Origin of the sequence: Saccharothrix sp. AJ9571, from assembly GCF_021725495.1 — a bacterium.
GTDB lineage: Bacteria > Actinomycetota > Actinomycetes > Mycobacteriales > Pseudonocardiaceae > Amycolatopsis > Amycolatopsis magusensis.
The window spans coordinates 6,846,539-6,872,178 of record NZ_CP091382.1; the positions used below are offsets into that span (position 1 = coordinate 6,846,539).

2 protein-coding genes and 1 pseudogene are annotated in these 25,640 nt (G+C 68.4%); all 3 read left to right on the forward strand.

Going from position 1 to position 25,640, the window contains the following annotated elements; all coding sequences use genetic code 11:
- Window positions 1-52 precede the first annotated feature (52 nt).
- Window positions 53-5,383, forward strand: a pseudogene (locus tag L3Q67_RS31675) (type I polyketide synthase); the annotation flags it as partial.
- A 35-nt stretch (window positions 5,384-5,418) separates the two neighbouring features.
- Window positions 5,419-10,308, forward strand: a complete 4,890-nt coding sequence (locus L3Q67_RS31680; protein WP_499191687.1) for a type I polyketide synthase — start codon at window positions 5,419-5,421, stop codon at window positions 10,306-10,308.
- 48 nt (window positions 10,309-10,356) lie between these two features.
- Window positions 10,357-25,635: a type I polyketide synthase gene (locus L3Q67_RS31685; RefSeq protein ID WP_499185098.1), complete on the forward strand. Its 15,279-nt coding sequence runs from the start codon at window positions 10,357-10,359 to the stop codon at window positions 25,633-25,635.
- Window positions 25,636-25,640 lie beyond the last annotated feature (5 nt).

Here is a 25,640-nt window from a genome sequence, read left to right on the forward strand (position 1 = left end):
AAGGCAGGGTTGCATGGCGAATGACGGAAAGCTCCGTGATTACCTCAAGCGGGTGGCTGCCGATCTGCACGACACCCGCAGACAACTGCGAGAGCTGGAGGACCGCGATCGCGAGCCGATCGCCATCATCGGCATGGGCTGCCGCTTTCCCGGTTCGGTGGGGTCACCGGACGAGTTCTGGGAGGTCCTCCGCGACGGCAGGGACGCGATCACCGACTTCCCCGACGATCGCGGGTGGGACGTCGAGCGCCTCTACGACCCGAACCCGGAACGGTCCGGGAAGTCCTACGCGCGCCAGGGCGGCTTCATCGACGCCGCGACCGACTTCGATGCCGGTTTCTTCGGCATCTCGCCGCGTGAGGCGCTCGCGATGGATCCGGAACAGCGGTTGTTGCTGGAGACCTCGTGGGAGGTGTTCGAACGCGCCGGGATCGATCCGCGCTCGATGCGCGGCACCGCGACCGGAGTGTTCGTCGGTGCCGGTGAATCCGGCTACGATGATTTCTTCGCCGGGGATTCCGAGGGGGTCGACGGCCACCTGATCGTCGGCCGTGCCGCTGCGGTCGCTTCGGGCCGGTTGTCGTATGTGTACGGACTCGAAGGGCCTGCGGTAACCCTGAACACCGCGTGCTCGTCGTCGATGGTCGCGCTGCACCTGGCCATGCGGTCGCTGCGGTCCGGCGAATGCTCGCTCGCACTGGCCGGTGGGGTGACCGTGACCTCCACCCCCATCGCGTTCGTGGAGTTCTCCCGGCAGCGCGGGCTCGCCGCGGACGGGCGGTGCAAGCCGTTCGCCGCGGCCGCCGACGGCACCGGGTTCTCCGACGGTGCCGGTCTGGTGCTACTGGAGCGACTCTCGGACGCGCGGCGCAACGGGCACGAAATCCTCGCGGTGGTTCGGGGCAGCGCGGTGAATCAGGACGGTGCGTCCAACGGGTTGACGGCGCCGAACGGTCCGTCACAGCAGCGGGTGATCCGCCAGGCGCTCGCCGACGCGGGGCTGTCGGCCGGTGAGGTCGACGCGGTCGAGGCGCACGGCACGGGTACGACCTTGGGCGATCCGATAGAAGCCCAGGCATTGCTCGCCACCTACGGCCAGGACCATTCGGACGACCGTCCATTGTGGCTTGGCTCGGTGAAGTCCAACATCGGGCACACCCAGGCCGCCGCCGGGATGGCCGGGGTGATCAAGATGGTACTGGCGATGCGGCACGGCGAGCTCCCGAAGACCCTGCACATCGATGCGCCATCGCCGCACGTGGACTGGTCCGCCGGCGCGGTTCGTCTGCTGACCGAGCCGGTCCCGTGGCCGCAGACGCAACGACCGCGCCGGGCCGCGGCGTCCGCATTCGGCGTCGGCGGCACCAACGCGCACGTGATCCTCGAACAGGCCCCGGAACCCGAGGACGAGATCGGGGAGGCGACCGCGCGGATTCCGGTGTTGCCGTGGGTGCTGTCCGCGACCAGCGGCGATGCACTCCGGGCGCAAGCGGAGCGGCTTGCCGGGCACGTCCGGTCCCACACCGGACTCGAAGCGCTGGATGTCGCGTTCTCGCTGGCGACCGGCCGTACCGGGCTCGACCACCGGGCAGCGGTAGTGGCCGGGGACCGCACCGGATTCCTCCGCGGGCTGGACGTGCTCGCCGGCGGTGCGGCACCGGCCGGAGCGATCCGGGACGTGGTCGCGGAAGGCAAGCTGGCCTTCGTGTTCCCCGGTCAGGGTTCGCAGCGGCCGGGTATGGGCCGGGAACTCTTCGAGCAGTACCCGGTTTACGCACGGGCCTTCGACGCGGTGTGCGAGGAACTCGACAAGCACCTTGACCGGTCGGTGCGGGAGGTCGTGTTCGCCGGTGGCGAGTTGCTGGACCAGGCGGTGTGGGCGCAGACCGGTCTGTTCGCCGTCGAGGTCGCCCTGTTCCACCTCCTTGAGTCGTGGGGCGTGAAGCCTGATTTCGTCGGTGGACATTCGATCGGCGAGCTGGCGGCAGCGCACGTGGCCGGGGTGCTGTCGCTGTCCGACGCAGCCGCGTTGGTGGCGGCGCGCAGCCGGTTGATGCAGGAGCTTCCGAGCAGCGGGGCCATGGTCGCGGTGCAGGCCCCCGAGGACGAGGTGCGATCTTCGCTGGCAGGCAGGGAGTCCGAGGCGAGCATCGCGGCGGTGAACGGCCTGCGGGACTTTCGACGAGCGGCGGAAGGCGTTGCCTACCAAGAGCCCAGCATCCCAGTCGTGTCCACTGTGTCTGGTCAGATCGGGACGGTGGCCGAGCTGTGCTCGGCCGAGTACTGGGTGCGGCAGGTGCACGAAACCGTCCGGTTCCGCGACGGTGTTCGCGCCCTGGCTGCCGAAGGTGCGTCCACGTTCCTCGAAGTGGGCCCGAGCGGGGTGCTGACCGCGCTGATCTCGGAATGCCTGACCGATCAGGACGTGGCACCGGTTCCGGCGCTGCGCGAGGAGCTGACCGAAGCCGTGGCGCTGACCGAAGCCGTCGCCACACTGCATACGCGGGGCGTTGCCGTGGATTGGCACCACTTCTTCGCGGATTCGGGCGCTCGCCGGGTGGCCTTGCCGACGTATGCGTTCCAACGGCGCCGTTACTGGCCCCGGGCGTCCTGGGGGGCCGGCGATGTGAGCACGCTCGGTCTCCTCCCGACGGAGCACCCGTTGCTGGGCGCGGCCGTACCGCTGCCGGAATCGGACGGGATGCTGTTCACCGGCCGGCTGTCCCTGGAAACCCATCCCTGGCTGTCCGACCACGTGGTGCTCGGCACCGTTCTGGTGCCCGCGACGGTGTTCGTCGAGCTGGCGGTCTGCGCCGGTGACCGCATCGGGTGCGAGCTGCTGGAGGAACTCACCCTCGAAGCGCCGCTGGTGCTGCCCGAGCACGGCGGCGTCCGGTTCCAAGTCGTGGTCGGCGCCGAGGAATCGGGCCGTTGGTCGTTCAGCGTGCATTCGGAAGCAGGGAACCGTGACGAGTCCGACACGATCTGGACCCGGCACGCCACCGGTACGCTGACCACCGCTGCCGGGGAGCTGACGGTCGACCTCGGCGAGTGGCCGCCTGCGGACGCCACTCCGATCGAGATCCCAGCTGTGTACGAACAGCTGTCCACCGTGGGGATCGACTACGGTCCCGCCTTCCGGGGGCTGACCGCGGGCTGGCGGCGAGGGCAAGAGCTGTTCGCCGAGATCCGGGTTCCCGAAGACGCCGGTGTTGACCCGGACCCGTTCGCGATGCACCCGGCGCTGCTGGACGCCGCCCTGCACGTCACTGGGATCATGGGCGCTGATTCGCCCGCGCAGACCAGGGTTCTGTTCGCCTGGAACGGCTTCCGCTGGCGCGCTTCGGCAGCTTCCGCGCTCCGGGTGAAGATCGCTGCCAGCACGCCGGACGAGTTGTCCCTCGAGATCACCGACGACCGCGGTGCCCCGGTTGCCGCGGCGCGGTCCTTGGTCTCCCGGCCGGTTTCCGCGGAGGCGCTCCGGGCCGCCCGCCCGGACGGTGCGGGCACCCTGTTCCGCCTGACGTGGAGCGGGGCAGGGACCGATTCCGCCGCCCCCGATGTGTGCCGGTGGGCGGTACTCGGCGACGGACCGGACCTGCTCGAAGGCATTTTCGGGCTGGAAGGGGTCAAGGCCGCAAGGTACGGCGACCTGGCCTCGATCGCCGAGGCAGGCGTGCCGGACGTGGTGTTCGCCGAATCCGGTCCGGGTGACGAGGCCGGCTCGGCGTACGCGGTCACCAAGTCCGTTCTCGCGTTGATCCGATCGTGGCTGGCCGATGAGCGGTTCGCGGAGTCCCACCTGGCCGTGGTGACAAGGGGTGCGGTCGCCACCGAATTGGGCGAGACCATCGGGGACCTGCCGGGGGCCGCGGCCTGGGGTTTGGTGCGTTCGGCGCAGACCGAGCACCCGGGGCGGTTCACCTTGATCGACCTGGACGGCAGCGAGAGCTCCTTCCGCACCCTGCCGGCCGCGCTGACCGTCGACGAACCGCAACTCGCGCTGCGCGAGGGTGTCGCACTGGTACCACGGCTCGAACCTGCGTCGTCCGGAACCGGCGGCGTCGCCTTCGCCCCGGGCGGCACCGTGCTCATCGCCGGCGGCACGGGCGCCTCGGGTGGTGTGGTGGCGCGGCACCTGGTGGTCGAGCACGGGGTGCGGCACCTGGTACTGATCGGCCGGCGGGGTAGCGAGGCCCCTGGTGCCGCGGAACTGGAGGCGGAACTCACCGCGCTCGGTGCTGACGTCACGATCGCCGCGTGCGACGCCACCGACCGCCGCGCGCTCGCGGACGTGCTGGCGCGGATTCCGGCGAAGCACCCGCTGACCGGTGTGGTGCACGCTGCCGGCGTACTCGACGACGGGGTGATCGGTTCACTGACCCCGGAACGCGTCGACGCCGTGTTGCGGCCGAAGATCGACACGGCGCTGAACTTGCACGAACTCACCAAGGACCGGGAACTGGGCGGTCTCGTGTTCTTCTCGTCGGTCGCCGGCGTGCTCGGCGGGCACGGTCAGGGCAGCCACGCGGCGGCGGCCGCCTTCCTCGATGCGCTGGCCCAGTCCCGCCGGGCGGTGGGACTTCCCTCGGTGTCGCTGGCCTGGGGACCGTGGAACCGGTCCGGCGGTGCCGGCGAATCCGCGCCGGCCGCACCCGGCGGGGTCGAGCCGCTGTCCCGGGCGGACGGACTCGCGCTGTTCGACACCGGGCTCGCCGCTGGCGACGCGCTGCTGATCCCGATCAGCCTGGACACCCCGAAGCTGGCGTCGCTGGCGGCGTCGGGCGCGCTCCCCGCCTTGCTGCGGGGGCACATCCGTGTCCCGCCTGGGACCGCCCCGAGTGGTGAGGCGGCCACGGGGACCGATCTGCGGCAAAGTCTGGCGGGCCTGTCCGAACAAGCACAGGAAGAACTACTCGCTGAACTGGTGGCGACGCACACGGCGGCGGTTCTGCGTTACGACGTCGCGGACGCGATCGATGAGACCAGGGCGTTCCGGGATCTCGGGCTGGACTCGCTGACCGGCGTCCAGCTCCGCAGCCGGCTGAGCTCCGCTACCGGCCTCCGGTTACCGCTGACGTTGGTATTCGACTACCCGAAGCCGACCGTGCTGGCCCGTTACCTGCGTGCGGAGCTGGCGGCCCCGACCGGGGAATCGGGTCTCGTCACCGCACTCGAGGAACTGGACCGGCTGGAAACGGTCCTCGCGGCGGTCGCCGAGGACGAGCAGGCGCGGGAACGGGTGGCGACCCGGTTGACCGACGTGCTGTCCCGGCTGTCGGGGAAGAACGCTCAGCCCCGCACGGGTTCGGTGGCGGAAAGGCTGAGGGAGGCATCGGACGATGAACTCTTCGCCCTCATCGACGACAAACCCGGGAACTAGATGTCCACAGTAGATCTGCTGGTCAAGGGGGATGCCTGATGTCGAACGAAGAGAAGCTCCGCGACTACCTGAAGCGGGCCGTCGCCGACCTGCACGAGACCCGCGATCGGCTGCAGAAGGTCCAAGAAAAGGATCGGGAGCCCATCGCGATCGTGGGCATGGCTTGCCGGTTCCCGGGCGGTGTGAGTTCCCCGGAGGAATTGTGGGACCTGGTCGCCGCGGGCGGCGACGCCATTTCCGGATTCCCGCTCGACCGGGGATGGGACATGGAAGCGTTGTACGACCCCGCTGGCCGCCCCGGCACCAGTTACACGTGCAAGGGTGGCTTCCTGCACGAGGCCGCCCAGTTCGACGCGGGCTTCTTCGGCATTTCGCCACGCGAAGCGCTGGCGATGGACCCCCAGCAGCGGCTGCTGCTGGAAACCGGGTGGGAGGCCATCGAACGGGCGGAGATCGACCCGAGTTCCCTCGCGGGCAGCGAGACCGGCGTGTTCGTCGGCGCCACCTACTACGGCTACGAGACGGTGGGCGGACAGCAGCAGGACGACGTCGCGGGGCATGTGCTGACCGGCAACTCCCCGAGCGTCCTTTCTGGTCGCATCGCGTACGTGTTCGGCCTCAAAGGCCCCACGGTGACGGTGGACACGGCTTGCTCCTCGTCGTTGGTGGCGTTGCATTGGGCGGCGCAGGCGTTGCGGCGGGGCGAGTGTTCGCTGGCGTTGGCCGGTGGCGCGACGGTGATGTCGAGGCCCACCAGCTTCGTGGATTTCTCCCGCCAGGGCCTCCTTTCCCCGGACGGCCGGTGCAAGGCCTTCGCCGCCGCGGCGGACGGCACCGGTTTGGGCGAGGGCGTCGGGTTGCTGCTGGTCGAGCGACTGTCCGACGCGGTGCGCAACGGCAGGCCGGTGCTGGCCGTGCTGCGTGGTTCCGCGGTGAATCACGATGGCGCGTCCAACGGGTTGACCGCGCCCAACGGGCTGTCGCAGCAGCGGGTGATCAAACACGCTCTTGCCAGCGGCCGGTTGTCGGCCGATGAGGTCGACGTGGTCGAGGCGCACGGGACCGGCACCAATCTCGGTGACCCGATCGAGGCGCAGGCACTGCTGGCGGCCTACGGCCAGGATCGGCCGCGGAACCGGCCGCTGCGAATCGGTTCGATCAAGTCGAACATCGGTCACTCGCAGACGGCTGCCGGGGTGGCAGGCGTGATCAAGATGGTGATGGCGATGCGGCACGGCGTTCTGCCGAAAAGCCTGTACAGCGACGAGCCGAACTCCGATGTGGACTGGTCGGCCGGTGCGGCGGAGCTGCTGACCGAAGCCATGCCGTGGCCGGAAAACGGTGAACGGCGCCGGGCAGGCGTGTCCTCGTTCGGCATCGGCGGCACCAACGCACATGTGATCCTGGAGCAGGCTCCCGAGATCGAGACGGAGGCATCCGGCGGCACCGGTGCGTCGGTTCCCGTCACGCCCTGGCCGCTTTCCGCGAAGAACGTCCCGGCGTTGCGAGCACAGGCGGAACGTCTTGTGTCTCATGTGGGTGAGTGGTCACCCGCGGACGTGGGATTCTCCCTGGCGACGACTCGTGCCGGTATGAACCACCGTGCTGTCGTCGTCGGTGAAAGCCGGGAGCCGTTGCACCGGGGGTTGGAGGCGCTGGCTCGGGGGCATGGTGCCCCCGAGGTGATCCAGGGCGTGGCGACCAAAGGGAAGACGGCGTTCGTGTTCGCCGGCCAGGGTTCGCAGCGCCCGGGTATGGGCCGGGAGTTGTACGACCGGTTCCCGGTGTTGGCTGATGCCTTCGACGCGGCGTGCGAGCAGTTGGACAAGCATCTGGACCGTTCGGTGCGGGAGGTGGTGTTCGCCGCCGAAGGCTCGGCGGGCGCCGAGCTGCTGGACCAGACGATGTTCACCCAGGCGGCCTTGTTCGCGATCGAGGTGGCGTTGTTCCGGCTACTGGAGTCGTGGGGAGTGACTCCCGACTTCGTGGGCGGGCATTCGATCGGTGAGCTGTCCGCGGCGCACGTCGCCGGTGTGCTGTCGCTGGAGGACGCGGCGGTGTTGGTGGCGGCGCGCGGCCGGTTGATGCAGGAACTGCCGGCCGGTGGTGCCATGGCATCTGTTCGGGCTACCGAGGCCGAGGTGTTGCCGCTGTTGTCCGGCCGGGAGGCCCAGGTCGCGATCGCGGCGATCAACGCACCGGATTCCGTTGTGGTGTCCGGTGATGAGGACGTCGTCGAGGAGATCGTGGCGTACTGGCAGGAGCGGGGCCGTCAGGTGAAACGGCTGCGGGTGAGTCATGCGTTCCACTCTCCCCGGATGGAGGGAATGCTGGAGGAGTTCCGCGGGGTCGCGGAGGGGATCGAGTATGGGCGGCCGCGAATTCCGATCGTGTCCACTGTGTCCGGTGAGCTGATCGCGGAGTTCTCGGCCGAGTACTGGGTTCGGCAGGTGCGGGAGACAGTGCGGTTCTGTGCTGGTGTCCGTGCGCTGGAGGCGCAGGGTGTTTCGAGGTTTGTGGAGATCGGTCCAGCCGGCACGTTGATCTCGATGATGAGTGATTCCTGCGGCGGGGATGGCGCGGTGCTGGTTCCTGTGCTGCGTGCGGATCGCGGTGAGTCGCGGGCGCTTGTCGAGGCTGTGGCCACGGTTTACGTGAATGGTTGCGCGGTGGACTGGGCCGCGTTTTTCGGTCCTTCCGGTGCTCACCGGGTGCAGTTGCCGACGTACGCTTTTCAACGCCAGCGCTACTGGCTGGAACCGGCCATGGGGGAGGGCGAGCAGGCCGATCGGGTGGGCTCGGCGGAGAGCGGCTTCTGGCAAGCCGTCGAGCGCCGAGACGGCGACGCGGTGTGCGAGGTGCTGGCGCTCGACGGCGCCCAGGAACGGGCTTCGCTCACCGCGTTGTTGCCCGCGCTGTCGTCCTGGCACCAGCAGCACCGCACACGGTCGACCCTGGATCAGTGGCGGTACCGGGTGATCTGGAAGCCGCCGAACGAGGCTTCGGCGAAGAACGTGTCAGGGACCTGGCTTGTCGTCCGGCCGTCGAACTTGCCCGCCGACGGGTGGACCGACTTCCTCGTCCGGGAGCTGACCGAACGCGGCGCGCTGGTCCGCACGTTGACGCTGACCGAAGGTGCGGATCGCGAGGCGATTTCCACCTGCTTGAGCGAACTGACGGCCGAAGAGCCGGTCTCCCGCATCGTGTCCTTGCTGGCCCTCGACGAGACGCCGCATCCAGCGTTGTCTTCGGTGCCCGGTGGTCTCGCCGCGACCATGGGGCTGGTTCAGGCGCTGGGGGACGTGGCAGCCGAACTCAAGGTGTGGTGTGTCACCCAGGGCTCCGTGTCCGTGGGGCCCTCGGACGCCATGCGCAATCCGACACAGGCGCAGGTGTGGGGACTGGGCCGTGTGGTGGCGTTGGAACACGCGGAGCGCTGGGGCGGGCTCATCGACCTCCCGGAGGTCGTGGATGCCCGTTCGATTTCCCACCTCATCGACGCCTTGAGCGGGATGGGCGACGAGGACCATTTGGCCGTACGTGACTCCGGGGTTCTCGTGCGCAGGCTCATCCGCGCGCAACCGGATGATGATCTTGTCGGCGGCTGGGCTCCCGGTTCCGGGACCGTCATCATCACCGGTGGTACTGGTGCGCTCGGCGCGCACATCGCCCGCTGGCTCGCACGCAAGGGCGCCGAACACCTGGTACTCACCAGTCGCCGGGGGCGCGCTGCCCCCGGCGTGGCCGAACTCGAAGCGGAACTCAGCGACCTCGGGACCACGGTCACGGTGGCCGCATGCGACGCCGCCGACCGGGATGCGCTGGCGGAGCTGCTGGCCAGGATTCCCTCGGAGTTCCCACTGAGCGGCATCGTGCACGCGGCCGGGGTGCTTGACGACGGGGTATTGGAATCCTTGACGCCCGACCGACTCGACACGGTGCTGCGCCCGAAGGTGGACGCTGCGGTGAACCTGCATGAACTCACCAAGGACACCGACATCGGCATGTTCGTGCTGTTCTCCTCGATCGTCGGCGTCGCGGGAAGCGCCGGTCAGGCCAACTACGCTGCGGCGAATGCCTTCCTGGACGCGCTGGCCGAGCAGCGGAGGGGGCTGGGGCTGGCCGCGACCGCGGTCGCATGGGGCCCGTGGGCGGACAGCGGCATGGCCGCCGGAAGCGCCGCGGTCACCGACCGGTTGCGGCGGGGTGGCACGACACCGATGTCGCCGGAGCTGGCGATCACGGCCCTCGAGCACGCGGTGGCCCACGCCACGACGACGGTCACGGTCGCGGATATCGATTGGGAACTGCTCACGCCTTCGCTGATCGCGGCCGGACCCAACCCGCAGTTCGCCGACCTGCCGGAGTTCCGCCAGGTGCGGGACGTGGCGCGGACCGGCTCCGGCGATGCCGGCTCGTTGCGGGAAGGGCTCACCGGGCTGTCCGAAGACGATCAACTCGAAGTCCTGCTGACCTTGGTCCAGGAGGAAGTCGCGAAGGTGCTCGGCTATCCGTCGACGGAGAGCATCGAACCAGAGCGGGCGTTCGACGAGCTCGGGTTCGACTCGTTGACGGCGGTGGAATTCCGCAACGGGCTCGGTTCGGCAAGCGGCATCCGGGTGCCCGCCACGGTGGTGTTCGACTACCCCACCCCGGTCGCCGTGGCGAAGTACCTGTTCGGCGAACTCGCGGCGGACGGGCCGGCGGAAGAGGACGGCCTTGACGCCGAGCTGGACCGGTTCGAGGCGAGCTTGTTCACCGCGACCGTCAGCGAAAGCGAGAGCACCGCGATCACCGTCCGCCTGCAAAACCTGCTCACGCGCTGGAAGGAAAGCCAGGATCAGGCTTCTGCCGGGCACGACATCGCATCGGCGACGGAGGACGAGCTCTACGAAATCTTGCAAAAAGAGTTCGGTCGATCTTGACCACCGCGAGCGTGAATCCTTCTTCGGTCTCGAACGGGAGTCTTACCAATGGCGGATAACCAGGAACTACTTGACCACCTCAAGTGGGCGATGGGCGAGCTCAGGCAGGCTCGGGGACAACTGCGCGAGGTCGAGGACAGTGCACGGGAGCCGATCGCGATCGTCGGGATGGCATGCCGCTTTCCGGGCCGGGTGAGTTCGCCGGAGGGGTTGTGGCAGCTGGTCGCCAATGGCGCCGACGGGATCTCGGCCTTCCCGGACGACCGCGGCTGGGATTCAGCGGATTCCTTGGCGCAGTTCTCCCTTCGCGAGGGTGGGTTCCTGTCCGGCGCGGGTGAGTTCGATCCCGGTTTCTTCGGGATCTCGCCGCGTGAGGCGTTGACGATGGATCCGCAGCAGCGGTTGTTGCTGGAGATGTCGTGGGAGGTGTTCGAGCGGGCTCGCATCGACCCGCAGTCGTTGCGTGGCGAAGACGTCGGGGTCTTCGTCGGCACCAACGGGCAGGACTACCTCTTCCGGCTGGGTGGCGAACCCGGGGGAGAAAGCCAGGCACACTGGAGTACCGGTAATGCGGCGAGTGTGCTGTCGGGCCGGGTTTCGTACACCTTGGGCTTCGAGGGTCCGGCGGTGACAGTGGACACGGCCTGTTCGTCGTCACTGGTGGCGCTGCACTTGGCGGTGCAATCCCTCCGCCAGGGAGAGTGTTCGCTGGCGGTGGCCGGTGGGGTGAGCGTGTTGTCGACCCCCTTGGCCTTCGCCGAGTTCTCCCGGCAGGGTGCACTGGCGTCGGATGGGCGGTGCAAGTCGTTCGCCGAGTCCGCCGATGGCACTGGTTGGGGTGAGGGTGTCGGACTCCTGCTGGTGGAGCGGTTGTCGGACGCCCGGCGGAACGGGCACCAGATCTTGGCTGTGGTGCGGGGTTCGGCGGTGAATCAGGACGGTGCGTCGAATGGTTTGACGGCGCCGAACGGTCCGTCGCAGCAGCGGGTGATCCGGGAGGCGCTGGCCAACGCGCGAGTTCCCGCTGATCAGGTCGATGTCGTGGAGGCGCACGGCACCGGCACCACGTTGGGTGATCCGATCGAGGCGCAGGCGTTGCTGGCGACGTATGGGCAGGATCGGCCGGATGACCGTCCATTGTGGCTGGGGTCGATCAAGTCGAACATCGGCCATACGCAGGCGGCTGCGGGTGTCGCCGGGGTGATAAAGATGGTGCAGGCGATTCGGCACGGGATGCTGCCGGAAAGCCTGCACATCGACGAGCCTTCGTCGCATGTGGATTGGTCGGCGGGCGCGGTCGAGTTGCTGACCGAATCGAAACGGTGGCCGGCGGCGGAATGGCCGCGGCGCGCCGGGGTGTCCTCGTTCGGGATCAGCGGCACCAACGCTCACGTGATCCTGGAGCAGGCGCCGGTGCCGGAGGAGGCTCCTGCCGAGGAGGAGACGCCGGGCCGCGACCTGGGCGTGGTGCCGTGGGTCATCTCGGCAAGGACCTCGCAGGCATTGCGGGCGCAAGCTGAGCGCTTGGTGTCCTTGGTGAACCGTGAGGTCGGGCTTTCGCCGGTGGATGTGGGGTATTCGCTGGCGACGACGCGTGCGGGGTTGGAGCGCCGTGCGGCAGTGGTGGGCGGCGACCGGGACGACCTGCTGGCGGGGTTGCGGGCCGTCGCGGAGGGCCGCGGCGTCGCAGGGGTGGTTGAAGGCTCGGCGGCCAGGGGGAAGACCGCGTTCTTGTTCGCCGGTCAGGGTTCGCAACGTCCGGGGATGGGCCGGGAGTTGTACGGGGTCTATCCGGTGTTCGCGGCGGCGTTCGATGCCGTCTGCTCGGAGCTGGATCAGCACCTGGATCACCCGGTGAAGGAGGTTGTCTTCGCCGGTGGTGACCTGCTGGAGCAGACGCTGTGGGCCCAGGCGGGTTTGTTCGCCTTCGAGGTGGGGTTGTTCCGCCAGTTGGAGTCCTGGGGCGTGGCACCGGATGTGGTGGGCGGGCATTCGATTGGTGAGCTGGCGGCCGCGCATGTCGCCGGAGTGTTGACGCTCGAGGACGCAAGCCGGCTGGTAGCCGCGCGGGGTCGGTTGATGCAGGCGTTGCCTGGAGTCGATCCAGCGTCGCGCAGCGACTCCGTCGAGGGTGGTGGTGGGCGACGCTGGATTGAGGCTGGCGCGGAGCGCTCCGTTGAGGGTGGTGGTGGGCGACGCTGGATTGAGGCTGGCGCGGAGCGCTCCGTTGAGGGTGGTGGTGGGCGACGGGCGGGCGGGGCGATGGTGGCGGTCCAGGCGACCGAGGCCGAGGTGCGGCCGTCGCTGGCGGGCAAGGAGTCCCAGGTCGGTATCGCGGCGGTCAACGCACCGGATTCGGTGGTGGTCTCCGGTGACGAAGGTGCGGTGCTGGAGGTCGCGGCGCGGTGGGAGGCCAAGGGGCGCCGGACCAAGCGGTTGCGGGTGAGCCACGCGTTCCATTCACCACACATGGAACCCATGCTCGACGAGTTCCGCAGCCTGGCCGAGGGTATCGAATACAGTGCCCCGCGAATTCCGATCGTGTCCAACGTGTCCGGTGAACTCGCTGTGGGGTATTCGGCGGACTACTGGGTTCGGCATGTGCGGGAAGCGGTGCGGTTCAGCGACGGGGTGCGCGCTCTGGAGGCGCACGGTGTCACCAGGTTCGTGGAGATCGGCCCGAGCAGCAGGCTGACCTCGATGATCAGCGCATCGCTCACCACCGACGCGGTGCTCGTCTCCGCGCAGCGGAAGAACCGCGGCGAAGCACAAGCACTCGGCGAAACTCTGGCCACGCTCCACGTCCACGGCAGCCCGGTGGACTGGGCGGCGTTCTTCGACGGAACCGGCGCACACAAGGTCGATCTGCCGACCTACCCCTTCCAGCGGCAGAGCTACTGGCTGGAACTGACCAGCCGGGCGCGGCACAACGACGCCACAGCGGACCTCTGGCGGTATCGGGTCACCTGGAAACCGCTCACCACCACGCCGTCCGCGGGTGCGGGCAGCTGGCTGGTCGTGGTTCCCGGCAGCCATGCCGAGGACGCGGGAGCGTGCGCTGTCCTGCAGCGTTTGACGGGGCGCCGAGTGGTGGTTTCTGGCTCGGATGCTCCCGAAGTGATCACCGACCGCCTGCGCCACGCTTTGGCTGAGGGACCGGTGACGGGCGTGCTGTCCTTGCTGGCCCTCGACGAACAGCCGTTGGCGGGATTCCCGGCGGTGCCTTCCGGGTTGGCGAAGACGGTCGACCTGGTGCAGGCGTTGAACACGGTCGGCTGTGCTGCGCGCATGTGGGCGGTGACCCGGCGTGCGGTGTCGGTGGACCGTGCGGAGGGCGTGGCGAGCGCCGCTCAGGCCGCGGTCTGGGGTTTGGGCCGGGTGGTGGCACTGGAACACCCGGATCGCTGGGGTGGATTGGTCGATCTGCCCGAGCGGTGGGACGAGCCGGCGATCACTCGTCTGGTCGAGGTGCTGTCGGGTGCCGAGGACCAGGTGGCGGTACGCGAGGCCGGGGTGTTCGGCCGGCGGTTGGCGCACGCCGAACCTCCGGCTGCCGGCGGTGGGTGGGCGCCGAGGGGCACGGTCTTGGTGACCGGTGGTACCGGTGCGTTGGGCGCGAGGGCGGCGCGGTGGCTGGCCGGCCAGGGCGTGGAGCACCTCGTGCTCACCAGCCGCCGAGGCCGGGAGGCGCCGGGCGCTGACGAGCTGGAGGCGGAGCTGACCGCGCTGGGAGCTCGGGTGACGATCGTGGCGTGCGATGTCGCCGACCGCGACTCGGCGGCGGAGCTGGTTGCCGGTTTCGGAATAACCGGAGTGGTCCATGCGGCAGGATCACCGGACTCGGCCCCGGTCGTCGCCGGCACTCCGGCCCACCTCCAGGAGGCGCTGGCGGCGAAGGCCCTCGGTGCGGCGAATCTGGACGAACTGCTGGGCGATCGGCCGCTGGATGCCTTTGTGCTGTTCTCGTCGATCGCCGGGGTGTGGGGCAGCGCCAACCAGGCGGCCTATGCCGCGGCGAACGCGTTCCTGGACGCGTTGGTCGAGCAGCGCCGTTCCAGGGGCCTCGCGGCGACCGCGATCGCGTGGGGCCCGTGGGCCGGAGGCGGGATGGTCACCGCGGAAGGGGCCGGTCTGCTGCGCCGCCGCGGGGTGGTGCCGATGGCGCCCGGACTCACCATTACCGCGTTGCAGCAGGCGCTCGAAGCGGACGAGACGAACGTGGTCGTCGCGGACGTGAACTGGGAGCTGTTCGCGCCGGCCTTCAACGCGGCCCGCCCGAGCCCGCTGCTCGGTGACCTGCCCGAAGTGCGACAGGCGCTCGACGAACCGAACACCGGCGACGGTGGCTCGCTGCTCGACGACCGCCTCGCCGGGCTGCCCCCTGGCGAGCAAAACCGCGTGCTGCTGGAACTGGTCCGCACAGAAACCGCGAAGGTGCTGGGACATCCCGGCCCGGAAAGCGTCGAACCCGACCGGGCGTTCCGCGACCTCGGCTTCGACTCCCTGATGGCGGTCGAGTTCCGCAACGGTCTCGGCGCGAGCACCGGGACCCAGGTACCTGCCACCGTGGTCTTCGACCACCCGACCCCCAACGCGGTCGTCGAATACCTGCGCACGGAACTGCTCGGCCTGACCGAACAGGCCGCGGCACCGGTGACGGTGGCGGCCGACCCGGGCGAGCCGATCGCGATCATCGGAATGGGCTGCCGCCTGCCGGGTGGGGTGGCCACCCCCGAAGAGTTCTGGCGTTTGGTGTCCGATGGCATCGACGCCATTACCGAGTTCCCCACCGACCGGGGCTGGGATCTCGACGCGCTCCACCACCCGGATCCGCGGCACAAGGGCACCAGTGACACGCGCTCAGGCGGATTCCTCACCGACGCGGCCGATTTCGACCCCGGCTTCTTCGCTATTTCGCCACGCGAGGCCCTCGCGATGGACCCCCAGCAGCGCCTGCTCCTCGAGGTGGCGTGGGCAACCTTCGAACAGGCCGGCATCAACGCGCATTCCCTGCGCGGAAGCCGAGCCGGGGTCTTCGTCGGCTCCGGCTATTCCGGTTACGGCACCGACTTCAGTGGGACCGCGGAGGAGTTCGCCGGCCACCTGATGACCGGGAACGCGAGCTCCGTGCTGTCCGGTCGCCTCTCCTATGTCTTCGGGTTCGAGGGTGCTGCGGTGACGGTGGACACGGCCTGCTCGTCGTCGCTGGTCGCTCTCCACATGGCCGCCCAATCCCTGCGGGCAGGCGAATGCACGGTCGCGTTGGCCGGTGGGGTGACGGTGATGGCGAATTCTGGTGCGTTCGTGGAGTTCTCGCGGCAGGGCGGGTTGGCGGTGGATGGGCGGTGCAAGTCGTTCGCCGAGGCCGCGGATGGCACGGGCTGGGGTGAAGGTGCTGGGCTTCTCCTGCTCGAGCGGTTGTCGGATGCACAGGCCAATGGGCATGAGGTTCTGGCTGTGGTGCGTGGTTCTGCGGTGAACCAGGATGGTGCGTCGAATGGGTTGACGGCGCCCAATGGCCCGTCGCAGCAGCGGGTGATCCGGGCGGCGTTGGCCAGCGCGGGGATTGACCCGTCCGATGTGGACGCTGTGGAGGCGCACGGAACCGGGACGACTCTCGGTGATCCGATCGAGGCGCAAGCACTGTTGGCGACGTATGGCCAGGATCGGCCGGTGGATCGTCCGTTGTGGCTTGGTTCGGTGAAGTCGAACATCGGTCACGTGCAGGCGGCCGCGGGTGTGGCGGGTGTGGTGAAGATGGTGCAGGCGATGCGGTATGGGGTGTTGCCGAAGAGCCTGCACATCGACGAGCCGTCGTCGCACGTGGATTGGTCGGCGGGTGCGGTGGAGTTGTTGACGGAGTCGAGGTCGTGGCCGGTCGTGGGGCGGCCGTGGCGTGCTGGGGTGTCGTCGTTCGGGATCAGTGGCACCAACGCGCATGTGATTCTGGAACAAGCACCGCGGCCGGTGGCTGCCCCTGTCGAGGGGCCGGGCCGTGAGCTGGGTGTGGTGCCGTGGGTGCTCTCGGCCAAGACGCCGGAAGCCTTGCAGGAGCAGGCTCGGCGGTTGGCCGTGTCGGTGCGTTCCGATGAGGACCTTTCGCCGGTGGATGTGGCGTTTTCGTTGGCGACGACGCGGGCGTCGTTGGAGTATCGCGCTGCGGTGACCGCTGCTGATCGGGATGGGTTCCTGCGTGGTCTGGAGGGGGTTGCCGCCGGTGAGGTGCCGGTGGTGTCGGCGGAGGGTTCTGGGGGTGTGGTGTGGGTGTTCCCAGGCCAGGGCTCGCAGTGGACCGGCATGGCCGTGGACCTGCTGGAGTCCAGTCCGGTGTTCGCGCAGTGCCTGGGCGAGTGCGCGGCGGCGTTGGATCCGTTCGTGGACTGGTCACTGTTGGACGTGCTGCGTGGGGTGGAGGGCTCGCCGGATGTGGCGCGGGTGGATGTGGTGCAGCCGGTGTTGTGGGCGGTGATGGTGTCGTTGGCCGAGCTGTGGCGGGCGCATGGTGTGCGGCCGGCGGCGGTGGTGGGGCATTCGCAGGGTGAGATCGCGGCGGCGTGTGTGGCGGGGGCGTTGTCGTTGGAGGATGGGGCGCGGGTGGTGGCGTTACGCAGTCAGGCGTTGGTGGCGTTGGCTGGTGGTGGGGGCATGGTGTCGGTGGCCGAACCGACAGAACAGGTGCGCCGTCGCCTTGAGGCGTGGGGCGGCCGGGTGTCGGTGGCGGCGGTGAATGGTCCGGGTTCGGTGGTGGTGTCGGGTGATGTGGATGCGCTGGATGAGTTGGTCGCCGCGTGTCTGGACGAGGGGGTGCGGGTTCGTCCGGTGCCGGTGGATTATGCGTCGCATTCGCCGCATGTGGAGGCCCTCCACGACGACATCGTCGAGGCCCTTTCGCCGATCACCCCGGTGGCCGGTGATGTTCCGTTCTATTCCACGGTCACCGGTGGGTTGATCGACACGGCGACAGTGGACGGAGAGTATTGGTTCCGCAATTTGCGGCACACCGTGGAATTCGAGGGCACCACCCGCGCCTTGTTGGCCGATGGGTATCGGGTCTTCGTGGAATCGAGTCCGCATCCGGTGCTGACCGTGGGGATCCAGGAGACCATTGAGGACGCCGGTTTCGCTGCGGCGGCGGTGGGGACTTTGCGTCGTGATGATGGTGGGTTGGACCGGTTCCTGACCTCGCTGGGCGAGGCACACGCCCACGGCGCGGCGGTCGATTGGGAGATGTTCTTCGCCGGCACCGGCGCACGCAGGGTGGAGTTGCCGACGTATGCGTTCCAGCGGCAACGCTACTGGCTGGATACGCGCGCCCCAGCCGGAGATGCGCGCGACTTCGGTCTCATCGCGACTGACCATCCGTTGCTGTCTGCTGCGGTGGGGCTTGCCGATTCGGATCGTGTGGTGTTCACGGGCAGTCTGTCCCTGGAAACACAACCCTGGTTGGCGGACCACGCCGTCATGGACACGGTGCTGTTCCCCGGGACCGGGTTCGTCGAGCTCGCCTTCCAGGCCGGTGCTCAGGTTGGTTGCGAGGTGCTCGAGGAGCTCACCCTGGAAGCTCCGCTGGTGTTGCCGGATCAGGGCGGGGTTCAGGTCCAGGTCGTGGTCGGTGGCACCGATGAGTCCGGTAGCCGGTCGGTGAGTGTGCACACTCGGTCGAACGACTTCGTGGCTGAGGACGGGCTGGAGCGGCCGTGGACCCGGCACGCCACGGGTGTCCTGGGAATGGGAGCCGAGACACCGTCGTTCGACCTGACGGTCTGGCCGCCTGCGGGGGCCGTGTCGTTGGAGACCACCGATCTCTACGATCGTTTTTCCGAGGCTGGGCTTGATTACGGGCCTGCTTTCCAGGGTTTGACGGCGGCGTGGCAACACGGAGGCGAGGTTTTCGCCGAGGTGGCGCTGGGTGAGGACGGGGCCGGCGAGGCCGGTTCGTTCGGGATTCACCCGGCGTTGCTGGATGCGGTTCTGCACGCCATGGGTCTCGCTGGGGATCGGCAGCAGGGTGGAACGCGGTTGCCGTTCGCGTGGACCGGGGTGTCGTTGTTCACGCGTGGTGCCTCGGTGTTGCGTGCTCGGTTGACTCCGGTGGGTTCGGGTGGTGTGTCGGTGGAGTTCGCCGACGGCGACGGGGTTCCGGTGGGGGTGGTCGAGTCGTTGGTGACGCGCCCGGTGTCGGCGGAGCAGTTGCGGGCGGCGCGCCGCGGTGATGACGGTTCGTTGTTCCGTCTTGAGTGGGTAGAGCCGTCGGATGCCGGTAGTGGTGTCGTGCCGGCGCGGTGGGGGGTGTTGGGTGATCAGCTCGCCGAGTTGTCCGATGTGGATGGGTTGGCGGTGGTCCGGCACGGTGACGTGGCTTCGTTGGCCGAGGCTGGGGATGTGCCGGGTGTGGTGTTGGTTGAGTGCGTGCCTGGCGGTATAGGTGCGGATGTGGTGCGGGGTGTGGTGGGTTCTGTGCTGGGCATGCTCCGGTCGTGGCTTGCGGATGAGCGGTTGGTGGATGTTCGGTTGGTGGTGGTGACGCGGGGCGCGGTGGATGGTGGGAACCCGGCGGCCGGCGCGGTGTGGGGTTTGGTGCGGTCGGCGCAGTCGGAGCACCCGGGTCGGTTCGTGTTGGCCGATGTCGATCGCAGCCGGGAGTCGTTCGAGGCGTTGCCGGCGGCGCTCGCGTTGGATGAGCCGCAGGTGGCGATCAGTGGTGGTGTGGTGCGGGTGCCGCGGTTGCAACGTGCATCGGCCCGGTCCGATCGGAATCTCAACGAGGGCGGTATTCCCGGTTTTGATTCACAGGGCACTGTGTTGATCACCGGGGGTACTGGGACTCTGGGTGGTTTGGTGGCCCGGCATCTCGTGGGAGCGCACGGTGTGGGGCATGTGGTGTTGACCAGTCGGCGTGGGAACGAGGCGCCGGGTGCGGGTGAGTTGGTCGCTGAGCTCAGCGAGTTGGGTGCTGAGGTGACGGTCGCGGCGTGTGATGCGGCTGATCGGGAAGCGTTGGCGCATCTCCTGGCCCAGATCCCTGCGGAGCATCCGTTGACCGGTGTGGTGCATGCCGCCGGAGTGCTCGACGACGGGGTGATCGAATCGCTCACCCCGGAGCGTGTCGACGCCGTGTTGCGTCCGAAGGTGGACGCGGCGGTGAACCTTCACGAGTTGACCAGCGACCTCGACCTGAAGGCGTTCATCCTGTTCTCGGCGTTGGCCGGGGTATCCGGCAGTGCGGGTCAGGGCAGTTATGCGGCGGCGAATACGTTCTTGGACGGGTTGGCGCAGTATCGGCGGGCGCAGGGGCTTGCGGCCGTGTCATTGGCGTGGGGTTTGTGGGAACAGTCCAGCGAGATGACCGGCGACGTGGATGTCGATCGAGCGGCCGCGCAGGGTGTCGTCCCGTTGACCACCGAGGCAGGGCTTGCGTTGTTCGACGCAGCCCTCGGCGCGGGGGACGGAGTACTGGTTCCAGCGGGTGTGGACACGAGAGCGCTGCGGGCTGCTGGGCAGGTTCCGCATTTGTTTCGTGGTGTGGTGCAAGGGCCGGCGCGGCGCGCGAGCAGGTCCGGTTCCGGTTCGGCGGAGGTGTGGCGGCGACGGTTGGCCGGCGTGGCCGAGGCTGAACGGGAACAGATGTTGGTTGAGCTGGTCCGTACGCACGTGGCCGGTGTACTGGGCTTCACCGAGCCCGAGGCGATCGGGGCGGGTCGGGCGTTCGCCGATCTTGGTTTCGATTCGTTGACCGCGCTGGAACTGCGCAATCGCCTGAACACCGGCACCGGCCTGAGGCTCCCCGCGACTCTCGTTTTCGACTACCCCACGCCTACCGCCCTCGCCCGCTACCTGTATACCCGACTCGTCGGCTCCGACACCCGGCCTGCCGCACCGGCTGTGGTGGCCAAGTTCACCGAGGAACCGATCGCCATCGTGGGAATGGCCTGCCGCTTCCCCGGCGGAGCGAGTTCGCCGGAAGCGCTCTGGGAGCTGGTGTCCGCTGAGCGAGACGCGATTTCTGGGTTTCCGGACAACCGGGGCTGGGAGATCGCTGAATCCGAGAACGGTTATGCCCGTGTGGGTGGGTTCTTGTATGACGCGGTGGAGTTCGATCCGGGGTTTTTCGGGATTTCGCCGCGTGAGGCGTTGGCGATGGATCCGCAGCAGCGATTGTTGCTGGAAACGTCGTGGGAGGCATTCGAACGGGCCGGGATCGACCCGGAGTCGTTGCGCGGTAGCGCGACAGGGGTTTTCGCGGGCGTGATGAACCACGAACACGGCCTGCGCTCCTGCGTGATGCCGGAGGGTGTTGAGATGTACCTCCCCAGCGGGAACGCGGCGAGTATCGCTTCGGGTCGTATGTCCTATGTGTATGGATTCGAAGGTCCCGCGATCACGGTGGACACCGCCTGTTCTTCTTCTCTCGTGGCATTGCACCTGGCGATGCAGTCCCTCCGCCAGGGCGAATGTTCGCTGGCTTTGGCTGGTGGGGTGACAGTGCTGCCGACCCCCGCGATCTTCGCGGAGTTTTCTCAGCAGCGCGGGCTGGCGTCGGACGGCCGGTGTAAGCCGTTCGCCGATGCGGCTGATGGGGCTGGGTTCTCCGAGGGTGTTGGGTTGTTGTTGGTGGAGCGGTTGTCGGATGCACAGGCCAATGGGCATGAGGTTCTGGCTGTGGTGCGTGGTTCCGCGGTGAACCAGGATGGTGCGTCGAATGGGTTGACCGCGCCGAATGGTCCGTCACAGCAGCGGGTGATCCGCCAGGCGCTGGCCAACGCCGGGGTGTCGGCTGATCAAGTCGACGTCGTGGAGGCGCACGGGACGGGAACGACTCTCGGTGATCCGATCGAGGCGCAGGCGTTGCTGGCGACCTATGGTCAGGATCGGCCTGCGGATCGTCCACTGTGGCTCGGTTCGGTGAAGTCGAATATCGGCCATACGCAGGGAGCTGCTGGTGTGGCCGGGGTGATGAAGATGGTGCAGGCGATGCGACACGGCGTGCTACCGAGGAGCCTGCACATCGATGAGCCATCGTCGCACGTGGACTGGAGGGAAGGTTCGGTCGAGCTGTTGACCGAATCCCGGCGGTGGCCGGAGGCGGAGTGGCCGCGGCGTGCTGGTGTGTCGTCGTTCGGGGTCAGTGGCACGAACGCGCATGTGATCCTGGAGCAGGCGCCGCAACCGGAAGAGGTGCCGAATCCGGAGCAGGCTCCCGTCGAAGCGGAGTCGAGTCGTTACCTGGACGTGGTGCCGTGGGTGTTGTCGGCGAAGAGCGAGTCGGCGTTGCGGGAGCAGGCTGGGCGTTTGCGTTCTTTTGTGGATTCGCGGGGTGAGTTGCCGGCGGTGGATGTGGCGTTTTCTTTGGCGACGAAGCGGGCTGCGCTGGAGTACCGGGCCGCTGTCGTGGCCAGTGACCGGGACGCCTTCTTGAGGGGCTTGGATGGGGTGGCTGCTGGTGGTGCGCCGGTGGTGGCGGCGCACGGTTCTGGTGGTGTGGTGTTGGTTTTTCCTGGTCAGGGTTCGCAGTGGGCCGGTATGGCCCTGGAACTCATGGAATCGAGTCCGGTTTTCGCGGAGCGGTTGACGGAGTGTGCGGCGGCGTTGGAGCCGTTCGTGGACTGGTCCCTTCTGGATGTGCTGCGTGGGGTGGAGGGTGCGCCGTCGTGGGAGCGGGTGGATGTGGTGCAGCCGGCGTTGTGGGCGGTGATGGTGTCGTTGGCCGAGCTGTGGCGGGCGCATGGTGTGCGGCCGGCGGCGGTGGTGGGTCATTCGCAGGGGGAGATCGCGGCGGCGTGTGTCGCTGGTGCGCTGTCGTTGCAAGACGGGGCGCGGGTGGTGGCGTTGCGCAGTCAAGCGTTGCTGGCTTTGTCGGGTGCGGGTGGGATGGTGTCGGTGGCCGAGCCGGTGGCGCGGGTGTGGCAGCGGATCGAGCCGTTCGGGGGGCGTATTTCGGTGGCGGCGGTGAATGGCCCTGATTCGGTGGTGGTCTCGGGTGATGTGGGTGTGTTGGATGAGTTGATCGCCGCGTGTGAGGGCGAGGGTGTGCGGGTTCGCCGGGTTCCGGTGGACTATGCGTCGCATTCGTCGCATGTGGAGCAGATCCATGACGAGTTGCTGGATGTACTGGCACCGATTACGCCAACCTCTGGTGATGTGCCGTTGTATTCGACGGTGACCGGTGGGCTGGTCGATACCGCTGCTCTGGACGCTGAGTACTGGTTTCGGAATCTGCGGCAGACGGTGAAGTTCGAAGAGACCACGCGTGCGTTGCTGGCTGATGGGTATCGGGTGTTCGTGGAATCCAGCCCGCACCCGGTGGTCACGGTCGGAATCCAGGAAACCATCGACGACACCGGTATCGCCGCGGCGGCTATCGGCACACTGCGTCGTGATGATGGCGGGTTGGCCAGGTTCATGACCTCGCTGGGCGAGGCACACTCCCACGGTGTCGCCATCGACTGGACCACTTTCTTCGCCGGCACCGGCGCCCGCAAAGTGGACCTGCCGACGTATGCGTTCCAGCGGCAGCGCTACTGGCTGGATGCGGCGACGCAGGTCGGCGATGCCGGAGGCCTCGGGCTGACCGCGACCGAGCACCCGCTGCTGGGTGCGGCCGTTGGGCTGCCCGATTCGGATGGCGTGTTGTTCACCGGGCGGCTGTCGGTGGAATCGCAGCCGTGGTTGGCCGATCACGTGGTGTTGGGGCCGGTGTTGTTCCCCGGGACGGGGTTCGTTGAGCTCGCCTTCCAGGCCGGTGATCAGGTTGGTTGCGATGTGCTCGAGGAACTGACCCTGGAAGTTCCGCTGGTGCTACCGGACAAGGGCGGGGTTCAGGTCCAGGTTGTGGTCGGTGGCATCGAGGAGTCCGGTAACCGGACGCTGAGTGTCTACTCCCGAGCCGATAGCCACGCAGGTCTGCGGGAGGCGTGGACCCGGCACGCCACCGGTGTGCTGGGAACGGGAGCCGAGGCACCCTCGTTCGACTTCACGGCCTGGCCACCAGCGGGAGCCGAGCCGGTGTCACTGGAGATCGGTGACTTCTACGAGCGGTTCGCCGATTTCGGAATCCACTACGGCCCGAACTTCCAGGGATTGACGGCGGCCTGGCGCCGCGGGAACGAGACCTTCGCGGAGATCAGGCTTGGCGGGGATGCGGCCGCGGAGACGGGTTCGTTCGGGATCCATCCGGCGCTGCTCGACTCGGCACTGCATGCGATGGGTCTTTCCGCCGATGGGCAGGAGGGCGGCACGCAGCTGCCGTTCGCGTGGACCGGCGTCACACTGTTCGCTTCGGGTGCCTCGGAACTGCGGGTGAAGATCGTGTCGGCGGGTTCGGACGGAGTATCGCTGGAGATCGCGGACGGTGGCGGCACCCCGGTGCTGGCAGCGGATTCACTGGTTCTGCGTCCGGTGTCGGCCGAGCAGGTCCGCGCCGCGCGGCCGGACGGTGCCGGCTCGCTGTTCCGGTTGAGCTGGACGGACCTGCCGGGTTCCCAGCCGCCTGCGGGTGGGGCGGTCCGGCTGGCTGTGCTCGGCGAGCAGGTTGGCCGGCTCGAGAACTTGTTCGGCCTCGGCGACATCGAGGTCACCCAGCACACCGAGCTGGCCGCGGTGGCTGAGGTGCCGGATCTGGTGCTCGTCGAATGCGGGTCCGGCGGCAGCGCGACGGCCACCGCCGCGCACATCACCGCGCGACAGGCCCTCGCGCTGGTGCGGTCGTGGCTGGCGGACGAGCGGCTGACCGCCGCCCGGTTGGTGTTCGTCACGAGGGGCGCGGTGGTCACGGAGGACGGTGAAGACACCGGTGACCTGCCCGGCGCCGTGGTGTGGGGGCTCATCCGCTCCGCGCAGTCGGAACATCCCGGCCGGTTCGTCCTGCTGGACATGGATGACCACGACGCCTCGATCCGGGCACTACCAGCCGCGCTCACGCACGACGAGCCACAGCTCGCGCTGCGTGGCGGTACGGTCCGGGTGCCGAGGCTCGACCGGGTTCCGGTGCCGGAGACGCGGCCGACGGCGTTCGATCCGGACGGCACGGTGCTGATCACGGGCGGCACCGGCACCCTCGGCGGGCTGCTGGCCCGGCATCTCGTCGCGGAGCACGACGTGCGGCACCTGGTCCTGGCCAGCCGACGAGGCGATGCGGCGCCGGGCGTCGCCGAACTGGTGGCCGAGCTGGGCGAACTCGGCGCCGAGGTCACGGTCTCGGCCTGCGACGCGGCCGACCGGAAGGCCCTGGCGGATCTCCTGGCACGGATTCCGGCGGAGCATCCGCTGACCGGTGTGGTGCACACCGCGGGCGTCCTCGATGACGGCACGGTGGAATCGCTGACCTCGGCGCGGATCGACGCGGTGCTGCGTCCGAAGGTGGATGCGGCGCTGAACCTGCACGAACTGACCAGGGACCTCGAGCTCGGCGCATTCGTGTTGTTCTCCTCCCTCGCGGGTGTGCTCGGCTCTCCGGGGCAGGGCAACTACGCGGCGGCGAACGCCTTCCTGGACGCGCTCGCGCAGCACCGCCGGGCGCATGGCCTTCCGGCGCTGTCGCTGGCGTGGGGACTGTGGTCGCAGGTCAGCGAGATGACCGGCAATCTCGAAGGTTCCGATGTCGACAGGTTGCGGCGGTTCGGCATGACGGCGTTGTCCTCGGCGGAGGGCGTCGCATTGTTCGACGCCGCACTTGGTGCGGATGAGGCTGTCCTCGCCCCGGTGCATCTCGACGTCGCGTCGTGGAGGTCGCGGCCGGACGGGATTCCGGCAGTGTTGCGGGGGTTGGTGCGCGCCCCGTCGCGACGCACAGCGAAGGCCGGGGCGGGCTCGGCGGATGCTTTGCGGCAACGGCTTACCGGACTGGACGAGGCAGCCGAACAGGAGAAGGTGCTGGTCCAACTCCTGCGAGAGCAGGTTGCCGGCGTGCTCGGATTCGACACCCCGAACGCGGTGAACCCGGAGCGGGCGTTCACCGAAATCGGATTCGATTCGCTGACGGCGCTGGAACTGCGCAATGGTTTGAACGCGGCAACCGGGCTGCGGTTACCGGCCACCCTGGTGTTCGACTACCCCACGCCGAGCGCGCTCGCCAAGCACCTCCGGACGCAACTTGCCCCGGACATCTCCAGCGACACGGGCGAAGAGAAGGTCCGTCAACTGCTGCTGAACATTCCCATGACGCGCTTGCGTGACGCGGGGGTATTGGACACGCTGCTGGAACTGGCCGGCGTGCGTCCTGACTCGACTGAACCGGGCAAGTCCGCCGAGTTGGTTGATTCGGTCGATTCGATGGACGCCGGCAGCCTCATCGAGCTGGTGCTGCAGAACCCCGGCCACCAGGGCATTTGACGAGA

Excerpts from the sequence above, each read along its gene's own strand:
- L3Q67_RS31685 (WP_499185098.1), top strand. The coding sequence starts at position 10,357 with ATGGCGGATAACCAGGAACTACTTGACCACCTCAAGTGGGCGATGGGC.